At 54.7% G+C, this 26,450-nt stretch carries 22 protein-coding genes and 2 tRNA genes; 5 read left to right on the top strand and 19 right to left on the bottom strand.

Features of this window, described 5'->3' with window-relative positions:
• Positions 1 to 35 precede the first annotated feature (35 nt).
• The 16 genes from VH86_RS13880 to trxA all read right to left on the bottom strand — a co-directional run bounded on the left by VH86_RS13880 (position 36) and on the right by trxA (position 15,405).
• Positions 36 to 111 (bottom strand) — tRNA-His (locus VH86_RS13880).
• A 90-nt stretch (positions 112 to 201) separates the two neighbouring features.
• A tRNA-Arg gene (locus VH86_RS13875) sits at positions 202 to 278 on the bottom strand.
• A 158-nt stretch (positions 279 to 436) separates the two neighbouring features.
• Positions 437 to 1,171: a lipopolysaccharide N-acetylmannosaminouronosyltransferase gene (gene wecG / locus VH86_RS13870; protein ID WP_045833213.1), complete on the bottom strand. Its 735-nt coding sequence runs from the start codon at positions 1,169 to 1,171 to the stop codon at positions 437 to 439.
• 18 nt (positions 1,172 to 1,189) lie between these two features.
• Positions 1,190 to 2,533: an ECA oligosaccharide polymerase gene (gene wzyE, locus VH86_RS13865; RefSeq protein WP_045833212.1), complete on the bottom strand. Its 1,344-nt coding sequence runs from the start codon at positions 2,531 to 2,533 to the stop codon at positions 1,190 to 1,192.
• Positions 2,530 to 3,600, bottom strand: coding sequence for a TDP-N-acetylfucosamine:lipid II N-acetylfucosaminyltransferase (locus VH86_RS13860; RefSeq protein ID WP_045833211.1), 1,071 nt, complete (start codon positions 3,598 to 3,600; stop codon positions 2,530 to 2,532). Before VH86_RS13860 ends, wzyE begins: the two co-directional genes overlap by 4 nt.
• Positions 3,597 to 4,850, bottom strand: coding sequence for a lipid III flippase WzxE (gene wzxE, locus VH86_RS13855; protein WP_045833210.1), 1,254 nt, complete (start codon positions 4,848 to 4,850; stop codon positions 3,597 to 3,599). The genes VH86_RS13860 and wzxE overlap by 4 nt, the downstream gene beginning before the upstream one ends.
• Positions 4,850 to 5,980 (bottom strand): dTDP-4-amino-4,6-dideoxygalactose transaminase, encoded by a 1,131-nt coding sequence (rffA, locus tag VH86_RS13850; protein ID WP_045814995.1) that lies wholly within the window; start codon positions 5,978 to 5,980, stop codon positions 4,850 to 4,852. The genes wzxE and rffA overlap by 1 nt, the downstream gene beginning before the upstream one ends.
• Entirely contained in the window at positions 5,977 to 6,675 is a 699-nt protein-coding gene (gene rffC, locus VH86_RS13845; RefSeq protein ID WP_045833209.1) for a dTDP-4-amino-4,6-dideoxy-D-galactose acyltransferase, read from the bottom strand. Before rffC ends, rffA begins: the two co-directional genes overlap by 4 nt.
• Positions 6,653 to 7,534 carry a glucose-1-phosphate thymidylyltransferase RfbA gene (rfbA, locus tag VH86_RS13840; protein ID WP_045833208.1) on the bottom strand — a complete coding sequence of 294 codons (882 nt, stop codon included), beginning with the start codon at positions 7,532 to 7,534 and terminating at the stop codon, positions 6,653 to 6,655. Before rfbA ends, rffC begins: the two co-directional genes overlap by 23 nt.
• Positions 7,535 to 7,557: 23 nt before the next feature.
• Positions 7,558 to 8,634, bottom strand: coding sequence for a dTDP-glucose 4,6-dehydratase (gene rfbB, locus VH86_RS13835; RefSeq protein WP_038643810.1), 1,077 nt, complete (start codon positions 8,632 to 8,634; stop codon positions 7,558 to 7,560).
• A complete protein-coding gene (wecC, locus tag VH86_RS13830; protein WP_045833207.1) occupies positions 8,631 to 9,890 on the bottom strand; it encodes a UDP-N-acetyl-D-mannosamine dehydrogenase in 1,260 nt (419 codons plus the stop codon). Before wecC ends, rfbB begins: the two co-directional genes overlap by 4 nt.
• A gap of 2 nt (positions 9,891 to 9,892) precedes the next feature.
• Positions 9,893 to 11,017 (bottom strand): non-hydrolyzing UDP-N-acetylglucosamine 2-epimerase, encoded by a 1,125-nt coding sequence (gene wecB / locus VH86_RS13825; protein ID WP_045833206.1) that lies wholly within the window; start codon positions 11,015 to 11,017, stop codon positions 9,893 to 9,895.
• An 11-nt stretch (positions 11,018 to 11,028) separates the two neighbouring features.
• Positions 11,029 to 12,078 carry an ECA polysaccharide chain length modulation protein gene (gene wzzE, locus VH86_RS13820; RefSeq protein WP_045833205.1) on the bottom strand — a complete coding sequence of 350 codons (1,050 nt, stop codon included), beginning with the start codon at positions 12,076 to 12,078 and terminating at the stop codon, positions 11,029 to 11,031.
• Positions 12,079 to 12,114: 36 nt separating this feature from the next.
• A complete protein-coding gene (gene wecA / locus VH86_RS13815; RefSeq protein WP_038649742.1) occupies positions 12,115 to 13,191 on the bottom strand; it encodes a UDP-N-acetylglucosamine--undecaprenyl-phosphate N-acetylglucosaminephosphotransferase in 1,077 nt (358 codons plus the stop codon).
• A gap of 278 nt (positions 13,192 to 13,469) precedes the next feature.
• A complete protein-coding gene (gene rho / locus VH86_RS13810) occupies positions 13,470 to 14,729 on the bottom strand; it encodes a transcription termination factor Rho (protein ID WP_034827837.1) in 1,260 nt (419 codons plus the stop codon).
• Between the two features lie 343 nt (positions 14,730 to 15,072).
• Positions 15,073 to 15,405 carry a thioredoxin TrxA gene (gene trxA / locus VH86_RS13805; protein ID WP_003851963.1) on the bottom strand — a complete coding sequence of 111 codons (333 nt, stop codon included), beginning with the start codon at positions 15,403 to 15,405 and terminating at the stop codon, positions 15,073 to 15,075.
• Positions 15,406 to 15,521: 116 nt separating this feature from the next.
• Between trxA and rhlB the strand changes: the two genes are divergently transcribed.
• Together rhlB and gppA are read left to right on the top strand one after the other, a co-directional pair.
• Positions 15,522 to 16,817, top strand: coding sequence for an ATP-dependent RNA helicase RhlB (gene rhlB, locus VH86_RS13800; RefSeq protein WP_038643814.1), 1,296 nt, complete (start codon positions 15,522 to 15,524; stop codon positions 16,815 to 16,817).
• Between the two features lie 7 nt (positions 16,818 to 16,824).
• Positions 16,825 to 18,309: a guanosine-5'-triphosphate,3'-diphosphate diphosphatase gene (gene gppA / locus VH86_RS13795; protein WP_045833204.1), complete on the top strand. Its 1,485-nt coding sequence runs from the start codon at positions 16,825 to 16,827 to the stop codon at positions 18,307 to 18,309.
• A 157-nt stretch (positions 18,310 to 18,466) separates the two neighbouring features.
• On the opposite strand, the gene rep is transcribed toward gppA, so the two are convergent.
• Positions 18,467 to 20,488 carry a DNA helicase Rep gene (gene rep / locus VH86_RS13790; protein WP_045815001.1) on the bottom strand — a complete coding sequence of 674 codons (2,022 nt, stop codon included), beginning with the start codon at positions 20,486 to 20,488 and terminating at the stop codon, positions 18,467 to 18,469.
• Positions 20,489 to 20,684: 196 nt separating this feature from the next.
• Here rep and ppiC point away from each other — a divergent pair, with 196 nt between their 5' ends.
• A complete protein-coding gene (gene ppiC / locus VH86_RS13785) occupies positions 20,685 to 20,966 on the top strand; it encodes a peptidylprolyl isomerase PpiC (protein WP_034827827.1) in 282 nt (93 codons plus the stop codon).
• Here the strand turns inward: ppiC and VH86_RS13780 are convergent, their stop codons facing one another.
• Together VH86_RS13780 and pdeH are read right to left on the bottom strand one after the other, a co-directional pair.
• The gene (locus VH86_RS13780; protein WP_045833203.1) at positions 20,967 to 23,027 is read right to left on the bottom strand and encodes an AsmA family protein; all 2,061 of its coding nucleotides are present in this window, start codon (positions 23,025 to 23,027) and stop codon (positions 20,967 to 20,969) included.
• Between the two features lie 61 nt (positions 23,028 to 23,088).
• Complete coding sequence (gene pdeH, locus VH86_RS13775; protein ID WP_038643818.1) at positions 23,089 to 23,862, bottom strand: cyclic-guanylate-specific phosphodiesterase; 774 nt, start codon at positions 23,860 to 23,862, stop codon at positions 23,089 to 23,091.
• A gap of 284 nt (positions 23,863 to 24,146) precedes the next feature.
• Here pdeH and VH86_RS13770 point away from each other — a divergent pair, with 284 nt between their 5' ends.
• Complete coding sequence (locus VH86_RS13770) at positions 24,147 to 25,079, top strand: sugar kinase (RefSeq protein WP_045833202.1); 933 nt, start codon at positions 24,147 to 24,149, stop codon at positions 25,077 to 25,079.
• A gap of 422 nt (positions 25,080 to 25,501) precedes the next feature.
• Complete coding sequence (locus tag VH86_RS13765) at positions 25,502 to 26,371, top strand: alpha/beta hydrolase (protein ID WP_045815005.1); 870 nt, start codon at positions 25,502 to 25,504, stop codon at positions 26,369 to 26,371.
• The last annotated feature ends 79 nt before the right edge of the window (positions 26,372 to 26,450 follow it).

The following is a 26,450-nucleotide window of genomic DNA, read 5'->3' as shown; positions in this document are numbered from 1 at the left end:
ACCAATTCCGCCACCATCGCGTGCCCAGCAAAATTTGGGGTGGCTAATGGGACTCGAACCCACGACAACTGGAATCACAATCCAGGGCTCTACCAACTGAGCTATAGCCACCATAATTCTGGTACGTAAGCATCTCTGCCTACTATTTTCACTGCATAACGCGGTTAAACCAACCACCGAAGCTCTTGCGCACAAACTAAATGGCGCGCCCGACAGGATTCGAACCTGAGACCTCTGCCTCCGGAGGGCAGCGCTCTATCCAGCTGAGCTACGGGCGCGTAGCGCCGTTGCGGATGGGCATACTACGGGCTTGACCTCATACTGTCCAGCGCTTTTTTATAAAAAAAACGCGTTTGATTACGCTTTGTGCATTCCGTCGATTATTAATGCAGTTTTACTGGCTGCACTGATGATATTGCTGAAAAAATCGGCGATATCAGAGATCGCCACGCCAATGATAGCGCAAATATTTCAGCAGTTTTAACTGGCGGCGCCAACGCGAAGGCTGCCGAAACAGACGATAGAGCCACTCCAGCCCTAATTTCTGCCAGATTCGCGGTGCACGCGCGACGTGGCCGGTGAAAACATCATAGGTACCGCCCACGCCCATATAGAGCGCATGCGGCCAGTGCGCGCGGCAATCACGCATCAGCAACTCCTGACGCGGCGAACCCTGCGCCACCGTGACAATCTGTGCACCGCTGGCCGCAATGCGCGCAAACAACGCCTCACGCTCTGCCGGGGCAAAATAGCCATCCTGACTGCCGACGATGTTCACATTCCACTGGCGACGCAGTTTGTCACAGGTTTCATCCAGCACCGCCTGACGACCGCCAATCAGAAATACCGGGATGCTGCTGCGGCCCGCGCGCTCCATCAGGGCTTCCCACAGATCGGCACCAGCAATGCGGCTAACCTGCAACTGCGGATATTTTTTGCGTAAGGAGCGCACAATGCTAATGCCATCCGGATATTTAAATTCCGCTTCAGCAATCAGCGCCCGCAGCTGCGCATCCTCTTCCAGCGTCAGCATCTTTTCTGCATTCATCGCCACCAGCGTGCCACAACGCGGCTGGCCACCCGGCAGCAAGAAGTGCAGGAAGCTGTCCATGTCGATAAACGCGTGAAGATCGACACCGCGCAGGTTATAGCGCGGCTTATCGGTTTTCATGAATCATGTTCCCAAAGGTTAAGACAGGCTGTGAACCACTGGCTTGCTACGCGAGCGAATCAACCCCGCACGCGCTAACAGCCAGTACAGCAATTTAGCCACCGCCATGCAGGCAGCAAAAATAATGCAAAAGAACACCACGCGCGAACCGAAAGCATCCAGCCCTTCACGCGCCAGCACGATCATGTTGAATACCGCACCGAAGCAAAAGCTCTGCAGAATCGCCCCGCTATAACGGTTCGAAGCATCACGGCCTTGCAGATAGAGGTTATCGAATCCTTTCATCAGCCAGCCGACGGCAATCGCACCCAGCGGAATAAACCACACGCCGCCCATTACCAGCAACGAACCCAGCAGCGTGGGCGAAATCGCCAGTCCTGAATGGTTGTTCAGCACTTCCCAGGTAAAGTAGTTGGCGCTATTTAACACAATCGACGGACGTTCCGGCCAGAGCCAGCTCGGAATGAAGACATAAAAGTCACGCCAGATCGGTGCTAAGCCCTGGAAGTCAATTTTGTCGTAGTTCTGCAATAACAGCGCGAGATTTTCCCAGGGGGAGAAGGTATCACGCGTTAAATACAGGAAGGTGTAAAACGCTTCATCGCCCACCACATCGAGGTTATAGCGCCGCAGTGCCAGCCAGAACATGCCAGCAATCGCCATCACGCCTGCGCCCACCAGCATCCACAAGGTGATCCAACCGCGCGTAATACCGATAAACAGGAACAGGGCAAAAGCGATGATGATATTGGCGCGCGTCCCGCCCACCAGCGCATAAGTCAGCAAACCAAATGCCACCGACACCAGCAAAAACCATAGCCACTGGCGCTGTGTGGGGTTGAGGAAATAGCGAATCAGCATCGCCGGAATAAAGAAGTAGAAGAATCGTTTGAGCGCTACGCCGGATACTTCGCTGGAGAAAATCTGGTTATACGCAGAAAGTCGGAACAACAGTAACCCGTTGTGCATGAAGAACACCGTGACCGTGCCAATCGCCACCAGCGCCAGTAACAGACAGGTAAGATGGGTTTCGACTCGGTTCATCTGCAACCAGGGTTTGCGCGGTGCAGCGTTGATCGGCCTTAACCGGACTTTATAACTGACGTAATAAATCGCATAAAAACTGGTCGCGGCCAGCAACGCCTGTAACAGGTACTCCGGTGGCACCACTTCAACATTAAAGCGGAATACCAGCACACTGGTGAGGGGGAACCCGAAATAAAAGGTCAGTAAAAAAAGGATGGTGAAGAACAGGTGGAAGTTAAAACGCACCCGTTTAAATTCCCGCCAGGTCAGCGTCAAAATGAAACCTAGCGAGAACAGGTAAACCACCAGCAGACCACTAAACTGCATCAGGCTCATGTTCTCTCCCTTTCACTCAGGCTCAACGCGTTGCGCCAGCCAGCCAGATAACCAGGGGCGAAAAAGGCAATCGCGGATTTATCACACTGTGCCAGCTGACGCTGAGCTTCAGCCACACTCGACGCATCCAGTGCATCTTCACTGAAAAGAACCGGCAACCCTTGTTCGCTGAGGTCGCGCCAGAACGGATTTTTTCGGTTCAGCACAAAGGGAATGTTGGCCTGAATCAGCAAACATAACGTGCCAATACCCTGTTGACGTTCGAACATAAAATAGCCGAGCTGACAGTCACTGAGCAATTGCAGATAGGTATCAAAATCTATCTTATCGCGGAGTAAAGTCACCTGGCCTTGCGGATACAGGCGCTGTGCAGCCGAGCTGATCTCGTCAATGTACGCCTGATTGTTTTCCGGATAGCCCAGTGGGATGAGCACTTTCACGCGATCGCCAAACTGAGCGTGAATCGCCTGCAAGCCTTCGATATGGCGATTGCTGCGATCGCCGGAATTGCCCAGCAGCACGGTGAAATCACCGCTCGTGTGGCCGCCGGGCACTGCAGCATTGGGCATACGCGTTGGAAAGTAGAGCAGCGATGTCGGCACGCGCGGATGGCGCTGCTGAAAACAGTGTAAATCACCACGCGTCGCGAACACATGGGCAATGCGATGCTGTGCCATGCGGCGCAGCAGATAAAACAGCCGATACTTCAGCCCACGCCCTTCTTCGTACAGATCCGCACCCCAGATATGCCAGTAGGCCTGCTGACGCCGCAGTTTACCTCTGAGCAACGCTAGCCAGATTTGCGGATTGAACTGTCCATGAAAGAAGAAGCGTTGCGTACGGTCAGCCGCACGGGACATTACCGCCTGTGCAAGTGCGCGCTTGCTGGGATAGCTTTCGATTTGCAGCGCGGTATAGGCTTGCAGCGCTTCAGGCGTTGAAGTCACCACCATAAACTGGCGCGGTCCAGCACCCGGCAATTCGGTGCTCATCACCTCATCAAAGAAGCGCAACACCGTATGGTTATGATGTGGGATATCCGATCCCAGCACGTGAAATAAAGTCATTTTTTTCGGCAATAAATCATAAAGGCGCCACAGCAAAGGGCGAAGTGGAGCACGTAAGTCGCCATATAGGCTTGTGCGGCTCCGGCGGTTCCATGCAGCGGAATCAGCCAATGTGAGAACGCGGTTAACAGCACAAACTGGCTGATTTCCGTCAAAATATAAAAGCGCAGTGAGGCTTTAGCGATCACCAGATATCCGAAAACATAGGCGCCAACTTTAAAGACGTCACCGCACAACTGCCAGACAAACAGGTCTCGCATCGCGTTAAACTGCGGTGAAAACAGCAGCCAGATGGCAATGTCACGCAGTAACCACACGCAGAAACTCGCAGCCGCCACGGCAGGTAACACAAAACGCAACGCACGCCCAATTTCACGCGCAATCTGCGGTTTACTTTCCAGTCGCGCCAGCGTCGGCAGTAACCAGACACTAAAAGTCGCCGTGATAAATTGCAGATAGGCATCGGAAATACTGGTCACCCCCTGCCACAGGCCCACCTGCGCCCACCCCTGCTGTTCTGCCAGCAAGTTACGCATCATCACCCACGCCACCGGCAAGGTGACCGATGTAATCAGTGCCATCAAGGTGAACTTTGCCAGATTTCGCGCCAGTTCCGGCTGCCAGCTCGGTTTTAACCAGCGCAGCGGTAGCACCTGACGATGACGGCGCAGCATCAGCAATGCCGGAAACACCAACAGTGCAGGCACCAGCGCTAAACCCACCAACGCGCCAGCATATCCGCCCAGCCACCAGAACAACACATAACCCAGCACGCCCACCAGACTACCGATAATCAGCGCCAGCGCATTGCCGCGCGCATCGCGGAAGCCTTTTAGTAATGCCAGCGTCAGATTGGCCCAGGCAATCCCGAACTGCAGAAAGGCCACGATCCTCACCACATTGGCAAAGTCGTCATGACCAAATAGCGCATGACTTATCGGCCCCGCCGCCAGCAAGAACACCAGCGCCACCAGTGTGGAGAAGCCGATCACCATGGTGGATGCCGTACCCGTCACGGCACGCAGTTGCTCGGGCTGCTGCTGAAATTGTGCGATGTAGGTGGTTACACCGTTAAAAATGCCCGCGCCGGCCAATACACCTAAAACGGTAATCAGCTGGCGAAAGTTACCGGCCTGGCCAACCCCTTCCGGCCCAAAGCTGACCGCCAGCAATTTCACCACCAGCAGACCGGCAATGATTTTCACTAACGTCGATGAGGCCGTCCAGACTGAGGCTTTGGCTAACGACATTAGGCAAAGAAACTCAACAGCGAGCTGATAACGGTGCGCTGGTTGTTATCCGACAGGTTATAGAACAGCGGCAGGCGCAGCAGGCGCTCACTCTCTTTGGTGGTGAAGCGGTCATCGCCGTGGAAGCGACCAAAACGTTCACCGGCTGGCGAAGAGTGCAAGGGAATGTAGTGGAACACCGTGAGGATTTCTGCCTCTTTCATCCAGTTGATCAGCGCCTGGCGGTCGTCGCTGTCGCGCAGTTTGATGTAAAACATGTGCGCGTTGTGACGGCAGTTTTCCGGCACCATCGGCAATGCGATACGTCCAGCGGCTGCCAATGGTTTCAGCGCATCATAATAGCGCTGCCACAGGCGCAAACGCTGCTGATTAATGCGCTCAGCCGCTTCGAGTTGCGCCCACAGGTAGGCAGCCTGCAGATCCGCCATCAAATAGCTCGAACCGATATCACGCCAGGTGTATTTATCCACCTGACCACGGAAGAACTGGCTCCGGTTGGTGCCCTTTTCGCGGATAATCTCCGCACGCTCCACCAGCTTCGCGTCATTTATCAGCGTCGCTCCACCTTCACCGCCGGCGGTGTAATTTTTGGTTTCATGGAAGCTAAAGCAGCCAATATGGCCAATGGTGCCCAGCGCACGCCCTTTGTACTGCGACATCACGCCCTGCGCCGCATCTTCAATCACAAATAATTGATGCTTCGCCGCCAGCGCCATGATGCTATCCATCTCGCAAGCGACGCCCGCGTAGTGCACCGGCACAATCGCACGGGTTTTCTCAGTGATCGCGGCTTCAATCAGCGTTTCATCGATATTCAGCGTATCGGGGCGCACATCGACGAACACGATCACAGCACCGCGCAGCACGAAGGCATTGGCAGTGGAAACAAAGGTGTAGCTCGGCATGATCACTTCATCACCGGGCTGGATATCAATTAACAGTGCGGCCATTTCCAGTGAGGCAGTGCAAGAGGGTGTCAGCAGCACTTTTTTGCTGCCAAAGTGCTGCTCCATCCACTGCTGACAGCGGCGGGTAAATCCACCGTCACCGCAGAGTTTGCCGCTGGCCATCGCCGACTGCATATATTCAACTTCGCTGCCGACGACTGGCGGCGCATTAAATGGGATCATGAGGCTGTCCTGTAAAACCAGTAGGCGGTGCTTTCAAGGCGAGCACCGCTGCGTAAATAGAGGCGCATCGCCGTAAGATTGCTAAGCTGGGTCGCGACGCGCAGTCGTTCAAGTTGCCGCACGCGGCCCCAATCCGCTGCCGCCAACAGCAAGCGTTGACCAATGCCCTGCCCTTGCGCTGCGGGCAGCACGGCGAGCAGGCCGATACGCGCATCACCGTTCACTTCACGCATCGAGACAAAGCCTTGTAACTGACCGGATTCGTCGCTGGCCACCAGGCATTGGTGATCAAAGGTGCCGCGAACCGCGTTTTCAATCCACTGCGCATAGAAACGACCGCTGTCATCGGCGTTAAACCAGGGCGCACGAAAACGGCTTTGGCGAAAGGCATGCGATGCCGCCTCACGCAATGCCGGGATCTGTGCTTCACGCGCGATGCGCACGCCAACCTGGCGCTCGGTGCGTTTGATATTAATGGCCAGATCGGCCTCACCCTCCACCAGCTGAAAACCGTGCTGGCTCAAGGCATCAATGGCATCAGTGCGCTCGGCGGGCACTTTGGCCTGCCACAACATATCTGGCTGTTTCAGCGCGTCGGCAAGGGTGAAGTCGCCATCCAGATCGATACGCGCACTGTTCACGCCAAAGAAATCGCTTTCCCACGCAAGGGGGTTAATACTGACGCGGACGGGCATGGAGAACATCCAGCAGATATTGGCCGTAGCCGGTTTTGGTCAGTGCTTGCGCCGCCGCCAGCAACTGATCATCAGTCAACCAGCCGTTACGCCACGCAATCTCTTCCAGACAAGCGATTTTAAAGCCCTGACGTTTTTCCACGGTCTGGACGAACATGCTCGCTTCTATCAGGCTGTCGTGAGTTCCCGTATCCAACCAGGCAAAACCACGTCCCAGTAACTCGACGGAGAGTTCACCCTGCTCAAGATACATCTGGTTAATCGCAGTGATTTCCAGCTCGCCCCGAGCTGAAGGCTGTACCTGTTTGGCAAACTCCACCACGCGGTTGTCGTAGAAGTAGAGGCCGGTAACCGCCCAGCGCGATTTGGGTTGCAGCGGCTTTTCCTCGATGGAAAGCGCATTGAAGTCCTCATCAAACTCCACCACACCAAACCGCTCAGGGTCCATCACCTGATAGGCAAACACCGTGGCACCACGGCTGCGCGCGGCCACTTTTTTCAGCTTCGGGCTGAAGCCCTGACCAAAATAGAGATTGTCGCCCAGCACCAGACAGCAGCTGTCATTGCCAATAAAGGACTCACCAATGATAAACGCCTGCGCCAGGCCATCGGGACTGGGTTGTTCGGCATACTGCAACTGCAGGCCGAACTCGCTGCCATCGCCGAGGAGACGCTCAAAGTGCGCACGATCTTCCGGCGTGGTGATAATCATAATCTCGCGAATCCCCGCCAGCATCAGCACTGACAGCGGATAGTAGATCATCGGCTTGTCGTACACCGGCAGTAGTTGCTTTGAGATAGCACGGGTGATAGGGTGCAAGCGCGTGCCTGAACCACCCGCGAGGATGATACCTTTCATCGTTGCTGCTCCTGTATTATGCCTCAGTGCGGCGTAGCTAAACCCAACCGCTCGCCACGATAGCTGCCGTTGAGAATCGCCTGCCACCATTGTGGATTTGCCAGATACCACTGCACGGTCTTGCGAATGCCACTTTCGAAAGTTTCCTGAGGCGTCCAGCCTAAATCACGCGCAATTTTGCTGGCGTCAATGGCGTAACGCAGATCGTGACCGGGACGATCGGTGACAAAGGTAATCAGATCACGATAGCACGCGAGGTGCGCCGCGCGCTGCTGCGGTGCGAGTTCGTCCAGCAGATCACACAGGGTTTCCACCACCTCAATATTACGGCGTTCGTTGTGACCACCAATATTATAGGTTTCGCCGACTTTGCCGCTGCTCACCACGCAGTAAAGCGCTCTGGCGTGGTCTTCGACATACAGCCAATCGCGGATCTGACTGCCATTGCCATACACCGGTAGCGGTTTTCCGGCTAAGGCATTAATGATGGTGAGCGGAATCAGTTTTTCCGGGAAGTGGCACGGGCCATAATTGTTCGAACAGTTGGTGACAATAATTGGCAAGCCGTAGGTGCGTAACCAGGCCCGCACTAGATGATCGCTGCTGGCTTTCGTCGCTGAATAAGGGCTGCTGGGCGCATAAGGCGTGGTTTCAGTGAAGAAATCATCACTGCCATGCAGATCGCCAAACACTTCGTCAGTGGAAATATGATGGAAGATGAAGCCTTTTTTACGCTCATCCACCATGCCATTCCAGTAGTGGCGAGCCGCTTCCAGTAGCTGATAGGTGCCCACAATGTTGGTTTCGACAAACGCAATTGGCCCATCGATCGAACGGTCCACATGGCTTTCTGCGGCCAGATGCATAATGCAATCCGGTTGATACTGGGCCATGACGCGGTCCAGTTCGGCTCTGTCGCAAATATCCACCTGCTCAAAGGCATAGCGCGCATCATTCTGTACTGAAGCCAAAGAGGCTAAGTTGCCAGCGTAGCTGAGTTTATCCACCACCACCACCTGATGGTCTGTTTGCTCAATCAGGAAGCGCACCAGTGCGGAACCAATAAAGCCAGCACCACCCGTGATGAGGAATTGTTTCATCGCCAGACACCTTTAGTATCGATAATCCACGGCTGCGTAATCTGGCTGGCATCGATCGCGCGAAACGGCGTGTGATCCACCAGCATCACGATGATATCCGCCTGCTGCAACGCATCCTCAGTGGAAACCAGTGTTGCTTCATTTGCCAGTCGCGCAGGAATTTCTGCCACATGCGGTTCAACCACCAGCGTGCTGCCGCTGTGCCACTCAGCAATCAGGTGTGCCACCGCCATCGCCGGGCTTTCACGTAAATCATCGATGTTCGGTTTAAACGCCAGGCCGAAGCAGGCAATCGTCACCTCAGAAGCACGTTTGCCGCTGACAGTCAGGCAATCTGCCAACTGCTGTTTGACCTGATCTAACACCCACGTCGGTTTCGCATCATTCACTTCCCGCGCGGTGCGAATCAGCCGCGCCAGCTCCGGATTTTGCGCCACGATAAACCAGGGATCGACAGCGATACAGTGCCCACCGACGCCCGGCCCGGGCTGCAGAATGTTGACGCGCGGATGGCGGTTCGCCAGCGCAATCAACTCCCACACGTTGATCTTCTGCTCCGCACAGATCAGCGATAGCTCATTGGCAAACGCAATATTCACATCGCGGAAGCTGTTCTCCGTGAGTTTGCACATCTCCGCAGTACGCGCGTTGGTTTCCACACATTCGCCGCGCAGGAAGATGCGATACAGTTCGCTGGCCCGTGCTGAGCACGCAGGCGTCATGCCGCCAATCACACGGTCATTTTCCAGCAGTTCTACCATCACTTTGCCGGGCAGCACGCGCTCCGGGCAGTAAGCGATAAACACGTCACAGTCATCACCGTGCTGCGGGAAACGCAGGTCAGGACGCGCCTCCGCCAGCCAGGTGGCCATCTGCTCGGTAGCGCCAACCGGTGAGGTCGATTCAAGAATCACCAAATCGCCGATTTTCAATACCGGTGCAATCGACAATGCTGCCGCCTGTACGTAGCTCAGATCCGGCTGATGATCGCCGATAAACGGCGTGGGTACAGCGATTAAGAAGGCATCCGCGGCTTCGGATTCTGTGGTGGCGCGCAGATGTCCTGCCTGAACGGCGTTGCGCACCACATCACCCAGCTCCGGCTCAACAATGTGAATATCGCCGCGATTAATGGTCTCGACTGCGCGAACATTGATATCCACGCCGATCACTTTTTTTCCCTTTGAGGCAAAAACGGCCGCCGTAGGCAGCCCAATGTAGCCCAGTCCGATAACGGAAATGGTTTCAAAACGCATAATTATACTCTGTGTTGTTTCAGTGCCTGCAGGATGCGCGCGCAGGCTTGTCCATCGCCATACGGATTGTGCGCGCGACTCATCCTCTGCCAGGCTTCCTCGTCCTGCAGCAGCAGGCCGACTTCTTCGACAATCCGGTTGATATCGGTACCGACCAGTTTTACGGTGCCCGCATCCACCGCTTCCGGACGCTCAGTAGTATCACGCATGACCAGAACAGGTTTACCCAACGATGGCGCTTCTTCCTGAATGCCCCCGGAATCGGTGAGGATCAGCCAGGAACGGTTCATCAGCCAGACAAACGGCAAATACTCCTGTGGCTCAATCAAAATTATGTTGTCGATCCCACTCAGGATACGATTAACCGGCTCGCTGACGTTGGGATTGAGGTGCACCGGATAGACGATTTGCGCCTGCGGATGCTGACGTGCAATCTGCGCCAGCGCGCTGCAAATGCGTTCGAAACCGCCGCCAAAGCTTTCACGACGATGGCCGGTGACCAGGATCAGTTTTTTATCTGCATCAAGGAACGGATAACGCGCTGCCAGACGCGCATTCAGGTCGCCATCATCCAGCACCCGATCGCGCACCCATAGCAGCGCATCAATCACCGTATTGCCGGTAACAACGATACAGTCATCCGGCAAATTTTCACGCAGCAGATTCTGCCGCGAACTCTCGGTTGGAGTGAAATGGTAGCTTGCCAGATGACCAGTTAAGGTGCGGTTAGCCTCTTCCGGCCAGGGCGACATCAGGTTGCCCGTGCGCAGTCCTGCTTCGACGTGCCCCACAGGGATCTGATGATAAAAAGCGGCTAAGCTAGCGGCAAAGGTGGTGGTGGTATCGCCGTGCACCAGCACCACATCGGGTTGGAAATCGGCGAGCACCGTTTTCATTCCTTGCAAAATGCGGCTGGTGATCTCCGTCAGCCCCTGCTCCGGGCGCATAATATTGAGATCGTAATCGGGCTGCAGCTTGAACAGCCGCAGCACCTGATCAAGCATTTCACGGTGTTGCGCGGTCACGCACAGGCGTGATTCAAACGACGGGTCCTGCGCCAATGCCTGCACCAGCGGGGCCATTTTGATCGCCTCAGGACGCGTGCCAAATACGGTCAGAACTTTCACGTGGCTTCTCTTTAATGGCTCGTTGGTGACGTTGGACGAGGACGGCGCACCAGCGCCACACCTGCACCCACCAGCGCGCCAATGACGCCCCACATGATCATCATAAACACTCGGCGCGGACTGTCGCGCGACACCGGCTCTTCAGGCGTACGCAGATAGCGATATGTCTGGAATGGCTTATCCAATTGCGCGCCTGCCTGCAACGTGCCCAGCATCGCTCTGTTCTGATCATAGCTCAGATCGTAAGCGGGCCCGCTGGCCTGCAATGTATCGAGCTGAGCCTGCAACATTTGCTGCCCGAGCAGGAAGCGATCGCTGTCAGGCAGCGCTTCGCCGATGGCCGGTGCACGGTTTTCCTGGATGCCCTGCTGGCTTGCCACCTTTAAGGCTTGTTCAATACGTTGGCGCTGGCGATCAAACACCGCCTGTGCCACTTCCTGCTGACGAGTCACCTGCGCTTGCAACTGCGCACTGCGCGCCTGCCATGCGCCTTTTAGTTCCGCATTCAGATGACGTGCGGCACGCTCGCTGGCATAGGCGATATATTGGCGCAGCAAGTTATTCGCGTCGCCAGCGGTTTCGGCAATCAGCTTTATGTTATCCAGTGTGTTATGCGCCGCATCCGCGGGTGTGAACTGAATATTGGTAATTAAATCGTCCAGCAAAGCCGCATCGTTGTGTGTATTACCACTTTTGCGGCTTTTGAAGTAATCGGTCTGCTGCCAGAAATCACGGCGCGTGTCCCAGGAAGCCAGTTGCATGGTGAACTCCTGATAGACCTCATCCATCACGGTGGGGGCGGGCGTGTTGAGATTGAGCGTGTTGTTACGCACATCAAGGTTATTAAGGAATTGCTGCTGTACAAAGAAGTCACCCAGCATATTCACCGTGGGACGATCGGTAACGGCGGTGGTGCTCCATGCCTGTTTCATCAGCATCGAGGCAAGCCATGCCAGTAAGGCAAACAGCAGCGCAAAGCCGATAATCCATCGCTTACCGCGCCAAAGCGTGCAGCCCAGGCCGCGCACATCCAGTTCGTTCTCCACAACGACAGAGGTCATAACAAAAGTCCTTATCAGGGTACTGATCGGGGTAACTTATTTTTTATCTTCGCCACTGCTTTGCCAGCGGCGTTTAATGCGACGGATTTTGCGCGCCACACGCCACGCGTGTTTCAGGCAGTAGCCGTAAAGGAAAAACGCCATCAGGAATAACACCAGCATCACCCACTCGGGGATGAAAGCAAGGTACTCGCCCAGCACGCCGATACCGGCTAAAAGCGCAGCAGCCACGGTGATCAGTACAAAGGCCTGGCGGGAGGTGAAGCCGGCACGCATGATCAAATGGTGAATATGCTGGCGGTCAGCTGAGAACGGACTCATCCCCTTACGCAGGCGGCGATACATAATCGCCACCATGTCCATCAGCGGAATGGCAATTAGCCAGAGTGCCGTGACCGGCGTAATCGGATGGCTCAAACCCTGGGTGGTTTCCAGCAGGATCCAGATAATGGTGAAGCCAATCATGGTGCTGCCGGCATCGCCCATAAAGACCTTGTAGCGGCGACCAATCAGACCCAGATTAAGCAAAATGTAGGGGATGGTGGCGGCAATCATGGCAAAACACCACATGGCGAGGCTGGTCTGACCGTCGAAATAGAGGATGATGCCCATGGCGGCGAAGGTCACACTGGCCAATCCACCCAACAGGCCATCAATACCATCAACCATGTTAAAGGCGTTAATGGCAGCCCAAACGGCGAACAGTGTGAGCACGTAACCAAATGGCCCAACAACCAATTCCACCGGACCAATGATAAATCCGAGGCTCAGCAGATACAGTTTTGCGCCGACCATCATCACGATGGCCACCGCCGCTTGTACTAATGCGCGGATTTTAACGCTGATATCGAACCGATCGTCCAGTGCACCCACCAGCACCAGCACCCCTGCGCAGCAGAGGAAAAGTGCCGCGTGAGGCAAATAATAATCTGAAATAGCGAAAGCAAAGCAGATCCCCGCATATACGGAGATTCCACCCACTAACGGAATGGCGCCATGGTGTCGTTTTCTTAAATTAGGTGTGTCCACCAGCCCAATTTTTTTAGCGGCTTTACGGGCAAAAAATAGGAACACTAAAGTAAACAGAAAAACAAAACCAAGCTCAGTACTCATAGTGAGTAAATTCACGTTAACGCTCTCAGCTAAAATCATCGACAACAATAAGCAAGATTCTTGCCATTGCCGTATATCCTTTGTCCGAATTATGCCTGGGAAAAGTCTGATTGCTGAAAAAACCAGCACCTTTCTGGCACAATCATTATCTTTCTTCCTGACTGGGCTAATCCTAATGCCCATAAAAAAAAAACGCCACGTTAAGACGTGGCGTTAGCAATAAATCCTGGCAAATTGTGCGAAAGAATCGCTTCGCTTAGCGATTCAATTTCGCCAACTTACGAACGCTTCATCATATCGAAGAATTCGTCGTTGGTTTTGGTCATCGCCAGCTTATTGATGAGGAACTCCATCGCATCAATTTCACCCATTGGATGGATGATTTTGCGCAGGATCCACATTTTCTGCAGCTCTTCCTGCGTGGTGAGGAGTTCTTCTTTACGGGTACCGGAGCGGTTGTAATCGATCGCTGGGAATACGCGCTTTTCAGCAATTTTACGCGACAGGTGCAGTTCCATGTTACCTGTACCTTTAAATTCTTCGTAAATCACTTCGTCCATCTTCGAACCGGTATCAACCAGCGCAGTCGCGATGATGGTCAGGCTGCCGCCCTCTTCCACGTTACGTGCTGCACCGAAGAAACGCTTCGGACGATGCAGGGCGTTGGCGTCCACACCACCGGTCAATACTTTACCGGAAGCCGGTACCACGGTGTTGTAAGCACGCGCCAGACGGGTGATGGAGTCAAGCAGGATAATAACGTCTTTCTTGTGCTCGACCAGGCGCTTAGCCTTCTCGATCACCATCTCAGCGACCTGAACGTGGCGTGAAGCCGGTTCGTCGAAGGTGGATGCGATGACTTCGCCTTTCACCAGGCGCTGCATCTCGGTCACTTCTTCCGGACGCTCGTCAATCAGCAGCACCATCAGCACGCAATCCGGATAGTTGTACGCAATGCTCTGTGCGATGTTCTGCAGCAGCATGGTTTTACCGGCTTTCGGTGGTGCCACGATCAGACCGCGCTGACCGCGACCAATCGGCGATGCCAGATCCAGTACGCGAGCGGTCAAATCTTCGGTTGAGCCATTACCGCGCTCCATACGCAGACGATTGTTTGCGTGCAGTGGCGTGAGGTTTTCGAACAGAATCTTATTACGCGCGTTTTCCGGCTTGTCGTAGTTAACTTCGTTAACTTTCAACAGCGCAAAGTAACGTTCACCCTCTTTTGGCGGGCGAATTTTACCAGAAATGGTGTCACCAGTGCGGAGGTTGAAGCGGCGGATTTGGCTGGGAGAAACGTAGATATCATCGGGACCGGCGAGGTAGGAGCTGTCTCCAGAGCGGAGGAAACCAAATCCGTCCTGCAATATCTCCAGCACACCATCACCAAAGATGTCTTCGCCACTTTTCGCATGCTGTTTAAGGATAGAGAAAATAATATCCTGTTTACGCATACGTGCCTGGTTTTCCAGACCCATATTTTCGCCGAGGGTAATCAGCTCAGAAACCGGCGTGTTCTTTAATTCGGTAAGATTCATAGTGAGGGTTCTTAAACTCGGGGTAATTCTCGAAATGATTGTCGTGGGTGGTATGGCAAAAATTCCATGCCGTTAATGGCTCTTTTTCAACTCTGCTCGACGATTATCGTCTGATGTGGCGATAGGAAACGAAGAGATGGTCGAAAGGTGATGCCGAATGTGCTAGTCATCAGATTGCCAAACCACGATAACGTTCAATGCGAGCAGGGTCTGACAAGGGAAAACTTTAGATGCAAACTACAAGGTAAGTGCGTAATGCAGTGAGGTCAACTTAACACGCCTGAATGGAGACGTCCAGCAGTGGCGAAAAAATTCACCACTGCGGAACAACACCGCGCCGGGCTTAGGCCAGGTTAGCGTTCAGGAACTCTTTCAGCTGACCTTTAGACAAGGCGCCTACTTTGGTCGCAGCCACTTCACCGTTCTTGAACAGCAGCAGTGTCGGGATACCACGAATGCCATATTTAGGCGCAGTGCCCGGGTTGTCATCAATGTTCAACTTGGCGATGGTAAGCTTACCGTCGTACTCTTCTGCGACTTCGTCGAGAATTGGGGCGATCATTTTGCAAGGACCACACCATTCAGCCCAGAAATCTACCAGAGTGACACCGTCGGCTTTCAGCACGTCAGTGTCGAAACTGTCATCGGTTAAGTGAACGATTTTATCGCTGCTCATGTTTAACTCCAAAGATTGTGCCTGGCGAATTGGCGTAAAATATACCAACGTAGGTTGACTTTATTTCATCGGATACGCTTTCGTAAAGCGCTAGTAAGCTGATATTCTACCACACTATGAGCAAAACACACTTAACTGAACAGAAGTTTTCCGACTTCGCCCTGCACCCACAGGTGGTTGAAGCCCTTGATACCAAAGGCTTTTCTAACTGCACGCCTATTCAGGCGTTGGCACTGCCTTTTGCGCTTTCAGGGCGTGATGTTGCGGGTCAGGCGCAAACCGGTACCGGCAAAACGATGGCGTTCCTGACGTCAACGTTTCATCATCTTCTTTCTCATCCAGCCGCTGAAGGCCGCCAGATTAATCAGCCACGTGCGCTGATCATGGCCCCGACGCGTGAACTTGCTGTGCAGATCCATGCCGATGCAGAGCCGCTGTCAAAAGTCACGGGTCTGAAACTGGGTCTGGCTTATGGCGGTGACGGCTACGACAAACAGCTGAAAGTGTTGGCCGATGGCGTCGATATCCTGGTGGGCACCACCGGTCGCCTCATCGACTATGCGAAACAAAATCACATCAACCTCGGCGCCATTCAGGTCGTGGTTCTGGATGAAGCCGATCGCATGTTCGATCTTGGCTTTATTAAAGATATCCGTTGGTTGTTCCGCCGCATGCCGCCGGCCACCCAGCGTCTGAGCATGTTGTTCTCGGCTACCCTCTCTTACCGCGTACGTGAACTGGCGTTTGAACATATGAACAACGCTGAATACGTGGAAGTGGAACCGGAGCAGAAAACCGGCCATCGCATCAAAGAAGAACTTTTCTACCCTTCGAATGAAGAGAAGATGCGTCTGCTGCAAACCTTGATCGAAGAAGAGTGGCCCGACCGCGCCATCATCTTCGCCAACACCAAACACCGCTGTGAAGATATCTGGGGCCATCTGGCCGCGGACGGTCACCGTGTAGGTCTGCTGACGGGCGATGTGGCACAGAAAAAACGTCTGCGTATTCTGGATGACTTCACCAAAGGTGATGTGGATATTCTGGTCGCGACCGACGTTGCAGCGCGAGGTCTGCACATTCCTGCCGTGACCCACGTGTTCAACTACGATCTGCCTGACGACCGTGAAGACTACGTGCATCGCATCGGTCGTACCGGCCGCGCGGGTGCCAGCGGACACTCCATCAGCCTGGCGTGCGAAGAGTACGCACTCAACCTGCCAGCGATTGAAGAGTACATTGGTCACGGTATTCCGGTGAGTAAGTACAGCAGCGAAGCACTGATGAGTGAGCTGCCTCCGCCGAAACGTCTGCAGCGCAGCCGTTCTGGAAACGGCCCACGCCGTGGCGGGAACAACAGCAACCGTCGTAGCGGTGCGCCGCGCAATAACAACCGTAAACGTTCGAGTTAAGCACACCATGCTGAGCGCATCGTCACTTTATGCTGCGATTGATTTAGGCTCTAACAGCTTTCATATGTTGGTGGTGCGCGAAGTGTCCGGCAGTATTCAGACCATTGCGCGTATAAAGCGCAAGGTACGTCTGGCTGCCGGTCTGGACAAAGCCAATCACCTCTCCGCCGAGGCGATGCAGCGTGGCTGGCAATGTCTGAAGCTCTTCTCTGAACAGCTGCAAGATATTCCCCCCGAGCAAATCCGCGTGGTCGCCACGGCTACGCTGCGTATTGCTGAAAATGCCCAGGACTTCCTGACTCACGCCGAAGAAATCCTTGGCTGCCCGGTGAATGTCATCAGCGGCGAGGAAGAAGCACGCCTGATTTATCAAGGTGTTGCTCATACCACTGGGGGGTCCGATCAGCGCCTGGTGGTGGATATCGGCGGCGGCAGCACCGAGCTGGTCACCGGCGAGGGTTCGCACGCGACCACGTTGTTTAGTTTGTCGATGGGTTGCGTCACCTGGCTGGAACGCTACTTTGGCGATCGTCACCTGGCGAAAGAAAATTTCGAGCAGGCTGAATTAGCGGCCCGCGATATGATTCGTCCGGTCGCGGCTGCACTGCGTGAAAAAGGCTGGCAGATCTGCGTCGGCGCTTCAGGCACCGTGCAGGCATTGCAGGAAATTATGGTTGCACAGGGCATGGATGAACGCATCACCCTGAGCAAGCTGCAGCAGCTAAAACAGCGTGCGATTCAGTGCGGCAAGCTGGAAGAGCTGGAAATCGAAGGATTGACACTCGAGCGCGCGCTGGTGTTTCCCAGCGGCCTGTCGATTCTGATCGCTATCTTCCATGAACTTAGCATCGACAGCATGACGCTGGCCGGTGGCGCACTGCGTGAGGGGTTGGTGTACGGCATGCTGCATCTGCCGATTGACCGCGACATTCGTAGCCGCACGTTGCAAAACGTCCAGCGCCGCTTCTCAATCGATGTGGAGCAGGCAAGCCGCGTGCGTCAGCTGGCTGAAAGCTTTTTCCGCCAGGTGAGCGCTGCCTGGAAGCTGGATAACCGATGTCGCGATCTGCTACTGAGCGCCTGTTCGATTCACGAAATTGGCCTGAGCGTTGATTTCCGCCAGGCACCGCAGCACGCAGCTTACCTGATTCGCCATCTCGATCTTCCCGGCTTTACGCCTGCACAGAAAAAAATGCTCGCCTGCCTGCTGCAGAATCAGAGTGGCAGTATCGATCTCGCTTTACTGACGCAGCAGAACGCTGTGCCACCACGTATGGCGGAACGCTTAAGCCGTTTACTGCGTCTGGCGCTAATCTTCTCTAGCCGACGTCGTGATGACACGCTGCCTGCGGTACGTTTACAGGCGGATGATGATGCGCTGCACCTGACACTCCCCGCAGGCTGGCTGGACGCGCATCCGCTGCGTGCCGAGTTGCTGGAGCAAGAGAGTCATTACCAGTCTTATGTGCACTGGTTGCTGACTATCTCTTGATCAAACCTGCTGCGCTTGCTGATGCTGCGTTGAAAAGCTCCCGTCAAATGCTCATTTACGGCCTGTACACGCCGCTTTGCCGGGAAATTTTCGCCTTGCCTCCGCTTCGCTCGCCACGGTTCTCGCCAGAGGCCTGGCTGAACGAACGGCGGGGGTTTTACCCCTTCTTCGCATTCTCCAGCATCGCACGTAAACCCGCGACGCGCGTCTGCCCGGTTTTCACCCGCTCCTCGGCGCTGATCACTTTTTTCTCGCGCTCCCACACCACATCATCCTGAGGTAGCTCCATCAGGAAGCGGCTCGGTTCCGGGCGGACCAGTTCGCCATACTGACGACGTTCACGACACAAGGTAAAGGTCAGCTCTTTTTGCGCGCGGGTAATGCCCACATAGGCCAGACGGCGTTCCTCTTCGATGTTGTTCTCATCAATGCTGCTCTGATGCGGTAACAACCCCTCTTCCATACCGACCAGATAAACATACGGGAACTCCAACCCTTTGGAGGCGTGCAAGGTCATCAGCTGTACCTGATCGCTCTCCTCATCGCTCTCACCGCGTTCCATCATGTCGCGCAGCGTGAAGCGCGTCACCACCTGCGCCAACGTCATCGGCTCATTCAGCTCATCGCCCTCCAGCATCTCCGTCATCCACTGGAACAGCGTGTTGACGTTTTTCATGCGCATCTCGGCGGCTTTGGGGCTAGGCGAGGTCTCAAACAACCAGCTTTCATAATCGACACCGCGAATCAGATCGCGTACCGCATTCACCGGTTCGCGTTCCGTCAGCTGGATAATCTCATTCAGCCATTGAGTAAAACGCTGCAGATGCTCCAGTCCGCGCCCGCTCAGCGTCTGTTCCAGTCCCATATCGAAGCTGGCATTGAACAGACTTTTATTGCGCAGGTTGGCCCATTCACCCAGCTTCTGCAGCGTGGCGGGGCCAATCTCACGGCGCGGAGTATTGACGATACGCAGGAAGGCACTGTCGTCTTCCTGATTGGTCAGCACGCGCAGATAGGCCAGCAAATCTTTGATTTCCGGGCGCGAGAAAAACGAGGTGCCGCCAGAAATACGATAGGGGATGCGGTTTTGCATCAGCTGCTTTTCAAAGACGCGCGACTGGTGGTTGCCGCGATAGAGAATCGCATAATCTTTGTAGGCGGTTTTGTTGACGAAGTGGTGGGCAATTAACTCACCGGCCACCCTCTCGGCCTCATGATCTTCATTGTTGGCACTCAGCACCTTCAGCTCGCTGCCCTCGCCCAGCTCGGAGAACAGGCGCTTCTCAAACACATGCGGATTATTGGCAATCAGGATGTTAGCTGACTTCAAAATGCGCTGGGTTGAGCGATAGTTCTGCTCCAGTTTAACCACTTCCAGCGCCGGAAAATCCTCTTTCAGCAACACCAGGTTTTGCGGCCGCGCGCCACGCCAGGAGTAAATTGACTGGTCATCGTCGCCTACCACGGTGAAACGCGCCCGCGCGCCCACCAGCAGTTTCACCAGCTCATACTGGCTGGTGTTGGTATCCTGATACTCATCCACCAATAAATAGCGAATACGCTGCTGCCAACGCTCGCGCACTTCCTGATTGCGTTGCAGCAACAGCGTCGGCAGCGCAATCAAATCGTCGAAGTCCAGTACGTTGCAGGATTTCAGATGCTGGTCATACAGCTGATAGCAGTGGGCAAAAATCTGGTCGCGCTGGGATTTGGCCAGGCCAGCCGCACCCTGCGGATCGACCAGATCATTCTTCCAGTTGGAAATGGTGGAAATCAGCTGCTGCAACAGCGTTTTGTCTTCCTCCAGCCACTGTTTAGTGAGGTCTTTCAACAGCGCCAGCTGATCCTGGTCGTCGAACAATGAGAAGCTCGCTTTCATCCCTAACGCTTTGTATTCACGTTTAATGATCTCCAGTCCCAATGTGTGGAAGGTGGAGATCATCAGGCCTCGCGCCTCTTTGCGTCCGAGCGTTTGCGCGACACGCTCTTTCATCTCGCGCGAGGCTTTATTGGTGAAGGTGACTGCAGCGATATGGCGCGCCTGATAGCCACACTCGCGGATCAGGTGGGCGATTTTATTGGTGATGACGCGGGTCTTACCCGAGCCTGCACCGGCCAGCACCAGGCAGGGACCGGTGACAAATTCGACAGCACGTTGTTGGCCGGGGTTTAAACGCATAACGGAATATCACTCAACAAATGAAAAGGAGATCCCCTGACGATTTCGCATGGCAGGAATATGGACAGGTGAGCGACTCCCGGAGACTGACTCAATCAGTCACCGTATCAAGCATACGCAGCCAACGCACCTGCAATTTGAAGTAGGACGGGGATATAATGCGCCGAACATTATACATACATACAGAGACACCAACATGGCGAAAACCGCGGCAGCTTTGCACATCCTCGTCAAGGATGAAGCGCAGGCCAAATCCCTGCTGGCCCAGCTGGAAAAGGGCGCAAACTTCCAGCAGCTGGCAAAAAAGCACTCCACCTGCCCATCAGGGCGTAACGGTGGCGATCTGGGTGAATTCCGCAAAGGCCAAATGGTGCCCGCCTTTGATAAGGCGGTGTTCTCCTGCCCGCTGCTGCAGCCTTACGGGCCGGTGAAAACCGCCTTTGGGTATCACATCATCAAAGTGCTGTGGCGTAACTGATCACTTTTTACTTTTCATCTGCTGCAGCACATTACTGCACTGATTGGCATCAGTATCACTGGGTGAAATCAGTGCCAGCAGTGCTGCGGCCGGTGCCACCACCGCGCCCAGCGCTACTGCGGCGGCGCCACGTGCGATCAGCGGCCCGGCTTTCACTCCGGCATCCGGATTTTTGAACGTGCCACGCACATACAGCGGCGAACGCAAGGTGATGATACGAATGCCTTTGCTCTCTGGATTAATAGATAAATCCAGCCCTTCATTGGCAAAGTTAACGTTGCCGGTGACATTAATCACCGCATTCTCCGTATCCAGCACAAACACTTTCGGCGTGGCGAGACCCTGACGGATATTGAGGTCGGTGGCGGCACAGTTGATGCGCACCTCATCATCACCAAACAGTTTGCCGACCACATAGTTACCGACATTCAGGCCGGCAATTTCCATCAGACTACGGCTGATCAATCCATCATTCATCAGCAGTTTCAGTTCACCGTTGCTGGTCCCCAGAATATCCGCTACCGAGTTGCCGGTACCGCTCAGGCTGGCATCGCCGTTTAACTGACCCAGGCTGCGCTGCATCGCCGTGACATTCGGGAACAGTTGACGCAGTTGCAGCTTACGCGCATGCAAATCCGCGCGACCGCGCATCGGGCTTTTATCCCCTTCCAGATGAATGGTGGAGTTGATACTGCCGCCCGCCATGCCGAAGCGCAGCGGATCGAGCAGCAAGTCACCGTTTTTCAACTGCAGATGGGTATAAAGGTCGCTCAGCGGCAGCTTGCTACTGTGTTCGATGCGTTTTCCGCTGAATTTCACATCCGCATCCATCACGTCCCAGCTTTTGGTATCAAACTTGTCATGCGGCAGCACGCGATCGGCCGGTTGAGTCGAAGCGTCACCACGCTGGGCTTTAGCCTGCTGGGTTTTCTCACTGCCCTTGCCCGAATTCACACCAATCAGCGGGCCTAAATCCGCCATGCGCAACTGGTTCGAGGTTAATTCTCCGGTCAACGTTGGGCGCGGTTTCACCTGGTGATAAGCCAGCGAACCGTGAATATCGCTATCGCCAATATGACCATTGAAGTTTTCATAGCGGAACAGCGGCCCTTTCTCTTCATTGAAGCGCGCGATCAAATGGCCGTCAGTTTCGTACGGCGGCGTATCAGGCAGCAGCACGCCAGTTAAACCGTACAGATTCGCCAGCGTATCGCCAGCAAAGCGCAGACGCACATCCAGCCCGCCGAGATTTAAAGGATCCTGCAACGTCCCGTCAACGCGCACGCGCGTGGTGCCGTTGCGCACATCCACCTGCAGTGGGAACGGTGTGGTTTTGCTGCGCAACGAGAGCATGCCGCCGATCTTACCGTCGCCAGTCAGTTTCTGATTGTTGTAGGTTCCATCCGCCTGCCAGCCAAAGACAAAATCGCCCGCGCCTTTCTGCTGGTCGTTACCGCCCGCTACCTGCGCATAAGGCACCGGTTTGCCCAGTGGATTAAGGGTGACGGTCACATCGGCTTTATTGATGGCATCGCGATAACGAATCTGGCCTTTATCGAACAGGATATTATCGAGGCGGAAAGACCAGGCAGAAGGCGGCGCATTGGCATCGCTGTTCTCGCTGCTGGCTAAGTTGAAGGTCCAGTTATTCATTTTATCCGCCGTCTGCACCAGCCGCGCATCGGGCAGCTGCATTTTAATCCATGGCAGATAAACCTGTTTATGCAGGAGCGCCAGCGGCGCAAGCGTGGCTTCAACGCGCTGCAAATGCACCATGGTGACATCGGGAATATTCGGCGGATTGCCCAGCATAATGTCGTCGGCATGCACCTGCGGCCAGGGCACCCAACTGCGCCAACCGGGTTCTTCGCGATTGCGCACCCAGGCAACACCCAGATCGCCACGAATGGCGAAAGGCCGGTTTAACTCAGTGGAGACTTTTTGGTTGATGGTTGGCTTCAGGCGGTTCCAGTCAAACGTGGCGATAATCACCACCACCACCACAACCAACAACAATAAAATCCCGAACACCCAACTCAGGACTTTTCCCGTACGTGACATTCTGCTTCCTCCTTGCCCTCAACGTCTCACATAACTGTAGTCGAGACGTTGCGGATCGGGATCAGGGAAGCTCGAGCGCCAGGGATTCCAGCGTGCTGAAGGGAACAGGGCGCGAGAAGAAATAGCCTTGTGCCGCCATCGCAGGCGAATTACGCACCTGCTGCCACTCCTCTTCGGTCTCCACGCCTTCAACAATAACGCCGTTGCAATAGCGATTGATCAACGCCAGCAGCATGGAGAACAGCGAGCGACCTTCATCGGTAGAGCGCAGCAGCATGAACAGTTCGCGCGACAGTTTAATGTAGTCATAGCGCAGCTCAGTCAGCGCAGAGAAGTTTGCCATGCCTGACCCAAAGTCATCGAGCCACAGCGGCCCCAGTTCAGGCATCTTCGCTACCATCTCTTCCTGCGGCAATGCATGATGCTCCGTGAGTTCAAAACGCACCCAGGGGAGCTGCGTAATCAACTGGCGGATATCGTCATGCTGCTCAATGGCTAACAGCGTCGGACCATCAATATTCACCGAGGCCACCAGCTGACGCTGGCTGAAAAAGTGTGACCACTGTAATAACAGCTCAAGCTGTTCCTCGACGACATCAAGGCGCTGCGCGATAGTCAGCGCATCAAAATAGGTTTCGGGCGACAACCTTTTCTCTGGTGCGGAGGGGTGTGTCACCGCAGTCAGTAATTCAATAGCCAGTAAACGGCCGGAGACCTGGTAAATCGGCTGGAAAGTATAGAATCGTTGGCACTGCTGCCAGAAGAAACGCGTTTCCTGTTGTTGCTCCAGTTCAATTGAAATAGGCAGCCGATGACTTAAATTGTTCATCACCATGGTTTTTTCCTGGTAGGTGGTGGGTGCCTGCAAATTGTTTCTCAGCGGCAAGTATCGGCGAGTAACACGATAACTTTATTGGTCTCAGCCACCTCACGAGCAGTTGAGTGTATCAGCGCGTTTCAGGCTTAATCGGCAAAACAAGCGGCGCTTTGTCCGTTAAATCGCCGTGGAGAGAGGGTTCAGGCACCTTAAGTTAAATTAAAACATCGTTTTAAAAACCATTGACAGCTGCCATACCAGACGCGAGACTCGAGGGCAGAATTCACTACAGGCCGAAGACCATGACGCAGAAGAACATTGCCATCATTGGCGAATGCATGATTGAGCTATCCGAAAAAGGTGAGAACATCAAACGTGGCTTTGGCGGTGACACGCTAAACACAGCGGTTTATCTGGCACGCCAGTCAGATAGCCAGCAGCTGCGGGTGGACTATGTCACCGCGCTGGGCACCGACAGTTTCAGTGACCAGATGATCGCTGCCTGGCAGCAGGAGCAGGTTCACACCCAGCTCATTCAGCGCCTCGACAATAAAATGCCGGGCCTCTACTTCATTGAAACCGACGAACACGGTGAGCGCACCTTCTGGTATTGGCGCAATGATGCCGCTGCACGCTTCTGGCTGGATGGCCCAGAGTCTGACGCGATTTGCGCCCAGCTGGCCCACTACGATTACCTCTATCTCAGCGGTATAAGCCTGGCGATTCTGCCAGCTGCCAGCCGGGAGAAGCTGATGGCACTGCTCAGCACCTGTCGCCAGAACGGTGGCAAGGTCATTTTCGATAACAATTACCGTCCACGTCTGTGGGCAGACAAATCTAGCGCGCAACAGGCTTATGCCGAGATGCTGCATCATACCGATATCGCCTTCCTGACGCTGGATGATGAGCACCTGCTGTGGGGTGAGCAGCCGCTGGACGCAGTGATTGCACGCACGCGCGAAGCCGGTGTGCAGGAGATTGCCATCAAACGCGGTGCCGATTCCTGTTTAGTGGCGATAGGCGATGAGCCGCTGCGTGAAGTGCCTGCCATCAAGCTGGCTAAAGCGAAGGTGATCGACACCACGGCCGCAGGCGACTCTTTCAGTGCCGGTTATCTGGCCGTGCGTTTAGCCGGAGGGAGTGCAGAAGATGCGGCCGCGCGCGGTCATCTCACCGCCAGCACGGTGATCCAACATCGTGGAGCCATTATCCCTTTAAGCGCTATGCCGCAGTAACCCTCCTGTCAGCATTTTCCAGCGGCGCTATTTCAGGCACGACGCCTGGCGCCGCTGGATATCTGTTGGCGCCAGGCGTTCACTTTGCCGCTGTTGATTTGATAATCACGACTTACGCAATGCACAGGATAATTTGTCTTAAACCCCGACATTACACTGCGAATTTCAACTAACCTCGCCAGCGATCCATCTTTGGCTCATATCCGCCCTCGCCAGTTTAGCAACTCTTACCATATCAATTTAAATTCAATAGATTACGGACAGAAATCGGGCCGCCAGGCATAGTCCGAAACTGCAGAAATGGTGGGTTTTCGGCTGGACGCCAGCGCGAAAACAGACCATGTTTTAATCAATAACAGCAGGACGCTGTTAATCCGGCCGCGAACAAAATAATGACAACACGACTCGCTCAGGACTGATTTATGCACACAGAAATCATTAATATCTGGCCACACGGTGATGCGCCAGGCGCGAGTGATTCGCGCGCTCAGCCGCAAATCGTCGATCTCGCCAAAGAGTACGAACCCTATGACCGCGCCGCAACCGGCGTACGTTGCCCTGAAATGGCGATCTGGCACCCGGAAACCTCCAACGGCATTACGCTGCTGGTCGCGCCCGGCGGCGGCTATCAGCGAGTACTGATTGACCGTGAAGGCAGTGCCCTCGCCACGTTCTTCACATCGATGGGTTATACGCTGGCAGTGATGACTTATCGCCTGCCCTACGATGGCCACCACGAAGGTCCCGATGCCCCGCTGGCCGATGCACAACGTGCGGTGCGCGTGTTGCGCGATCGTGCGCAGCGTGGCATGAACGGTAAATACATTGTGATGATGGGCTTCTCAGCGGGTGGGCATGTGGCTGCCAGTCTGGGGACGCGCTTTGGTGAGAAAATTTATCCGGTGCAGGATCAGGCCGACAGCTTCTCGCCGCGCCCGGATGCCATGGTGCTACTCTACCCGGTGATCAGCATGCGCGAGGGTTTGGCACACGAAAGTTCGCGCACTCGCCTGCTCGGTGCATGGCCGGACCAGAGGTTGATTGATGCGTATTCAATGGAAACGCGCGTACATGCGCAGACACCGCCAACGCTGCTAATTCACGCTACCGATGATGAAGCGGTATCGGTGAACAACAGCATGGTGTTTTTCAGCGCCCTGCGTGAACACAAGGTGCCGGTGGAAATTCACTTTTATCAGAAAGGCGGCCATGGATTTGGCATTCGCGGCGTCGCCGATCTGCCCCTCGCCAGTTGGCCGATGCTGGTCACCGAATGGCTACGCGCCAAGTGATCTCCTTCATACTTTGAGCTGCAGCTGCGTTCGCTGCGTGGATGCGCCCCAGTCACTTACTGACGTAAGCTCCGGGGGA

This window comes from Pantoea sp. BL1 (assembly GCF_000963985.1).
Lineage (GTDB): Bacteria > Pseudomonadota > Gammaproteobacteria > Enterobacterales > Enterobacteriaceae > Pantoea > Pantoea rwandensis_B.
Note: the sequence above shows the minus strand (reverse complement) of the source record. Positions and strands in the feature narration are given on the sequence as shown.

Excerpts from the sequence above, each read along its gene's own strand:
- wecG (WP_045833213.1), bottom strand. The coding sequence starts at position 1,171 with ATGAAAACCGATAAGCCGCGCTATAACCTGCGCGGTGTCGATCTTCAC.
- wzyE (WP_045833212.1), bottom strand. The coding sequence starts at position 2,533 with ATGAGCCTGATGCAGTTTAGTGGTCTGCTGGTGGTTTACCTGTTCTCG.
- VH86_RS13860 (WP_045833211.1), bottom strand. The coding sequence starts at position 3,600 with ATGACTTTATTTCACGTGCTGGGATCGGATATCCCACATCATAACCAT.
- wzxE (WP_045833210.1), bottom strand. The coding sequence starts at position 4,850 with ATGTCGTTAGCCAAAGCCTCAGTCTGGACGGCCTCATCGACGTTAGTG.
- rffA (WP_045814995.1), bottom strand. The coding sequence starts at position 5,980 with ATGATCCCATTTAATGCGCCGCCAGTCGTCGGCAGCGAAGTTGAATAT.
- rffC (WP_045833209.1), bottom strand. The coding sequence starts at position 6,675 with ATGCCCGTCCGCGTCAGTATTAACCCCCTTGCGTGGGAAAGCGATTTC.
- rfbA (WP_045833208.1), bottom strand. The coding sequence starts at position 7,534 with ATGAAAGGTATCATCCTCGCGGGTGGTTCAGGCACGCGCTTGCACCCT.
- rfbB (WP_038643810.1), bottom strand. The coding sequence starts at position 8,634 with ATGAAACAATTCCTCATCACGGGTGGTGCTGGCTTTATTGGTTCCGCA.
- wecC (WP_045833207.1), bottom strand. The coding sequence starts at position 9,890 with ATGCGTTTTGAAACCATTTCCGTTATCGGACTGGGCTACATTGGGCTG.
- wzzE (WP_045833205.1), bottom strand. The coding sequence starts at position 12,078 with ATGACCTCTGTCGTTGTGGAGAACGAACTGGATGTGCGCGGCCTGGGC.
- wecA (WP_038649742.1), bottom strand. The coding sequence starts at position 13,191 with ATGAGTACTGAGCTTGGTTTTGTTTTTCTGTTTACTTTAGTGTTCCTA.
- rho (WP_034827837.1), bottom strand. The coding sequence starts at position 14,729 with ATGAATCTTACCGAATTAAAGAACACGCCGGTTTCTGAGCTGATTACC.
- trxA (WP_003851963.1), bottom strand. The coding sequence starts at position 15,405 with ATGAGCAGCGATAAAATCGTTCACTTAACCGATGACAGTTTCGACACT.
- rhlB (WP_038643814.1), top strand. The coding sequence starts at position 15,522 with ATGAGCAAAACACACTTAACTGAACAGAAGTTTTCCGACTTCGCCCTG.
- gppA (WP_045833204.1), top strand. The coding sequence starts at position 16,825 with ATGCTGAGCGCATCGTCACTTTATGCTGCGATTGATTTAGGCTCTAAC.
- rep (WP_045815001.1), bottom strand. The coding sequence starts at position 20,488 with ATGCGTTTAAACCCCGGCCAACAACGTGCTGTCGAATTTGTCACCGGT.
- ppiC (WP_034827827.1), top strand. The coding sequence starts at position 20,685 with ATGGCGAAAACCGCGGCAGCTTTGCACATCCTCGTCAAGGATGAAGCG.
- VH86_RS13780 (WP_045833203.1), bottom strand. The coding sequence starts at position 23,027 with ATGTCACGTACGGGAAAAGTCCTGAGTTGGGTGTTCGGGATTTTATTG.
- pdeH (WP_038643818.1), bottom strand. The coding sequence starts at position 23,862 with ATGGTGATGAACAATTTAAGTCATCGGCTGCCTATTTCAATTGAACTG.
- VH86_RS13770 (WP_045833202.1), top strand. The coding sequence starts at position 24,147 with ATGACGCAGAAGAACATTGCCATCATTGGCGAATGCATGATTGAGCTA.
- VH86_RS13765 (WP_045815005.1), top strand. The coding sequence starts at position 25,502 with ATGCACACAGAAATCATTAATATCTGGCCACACGGTGATGCGCCAGGC.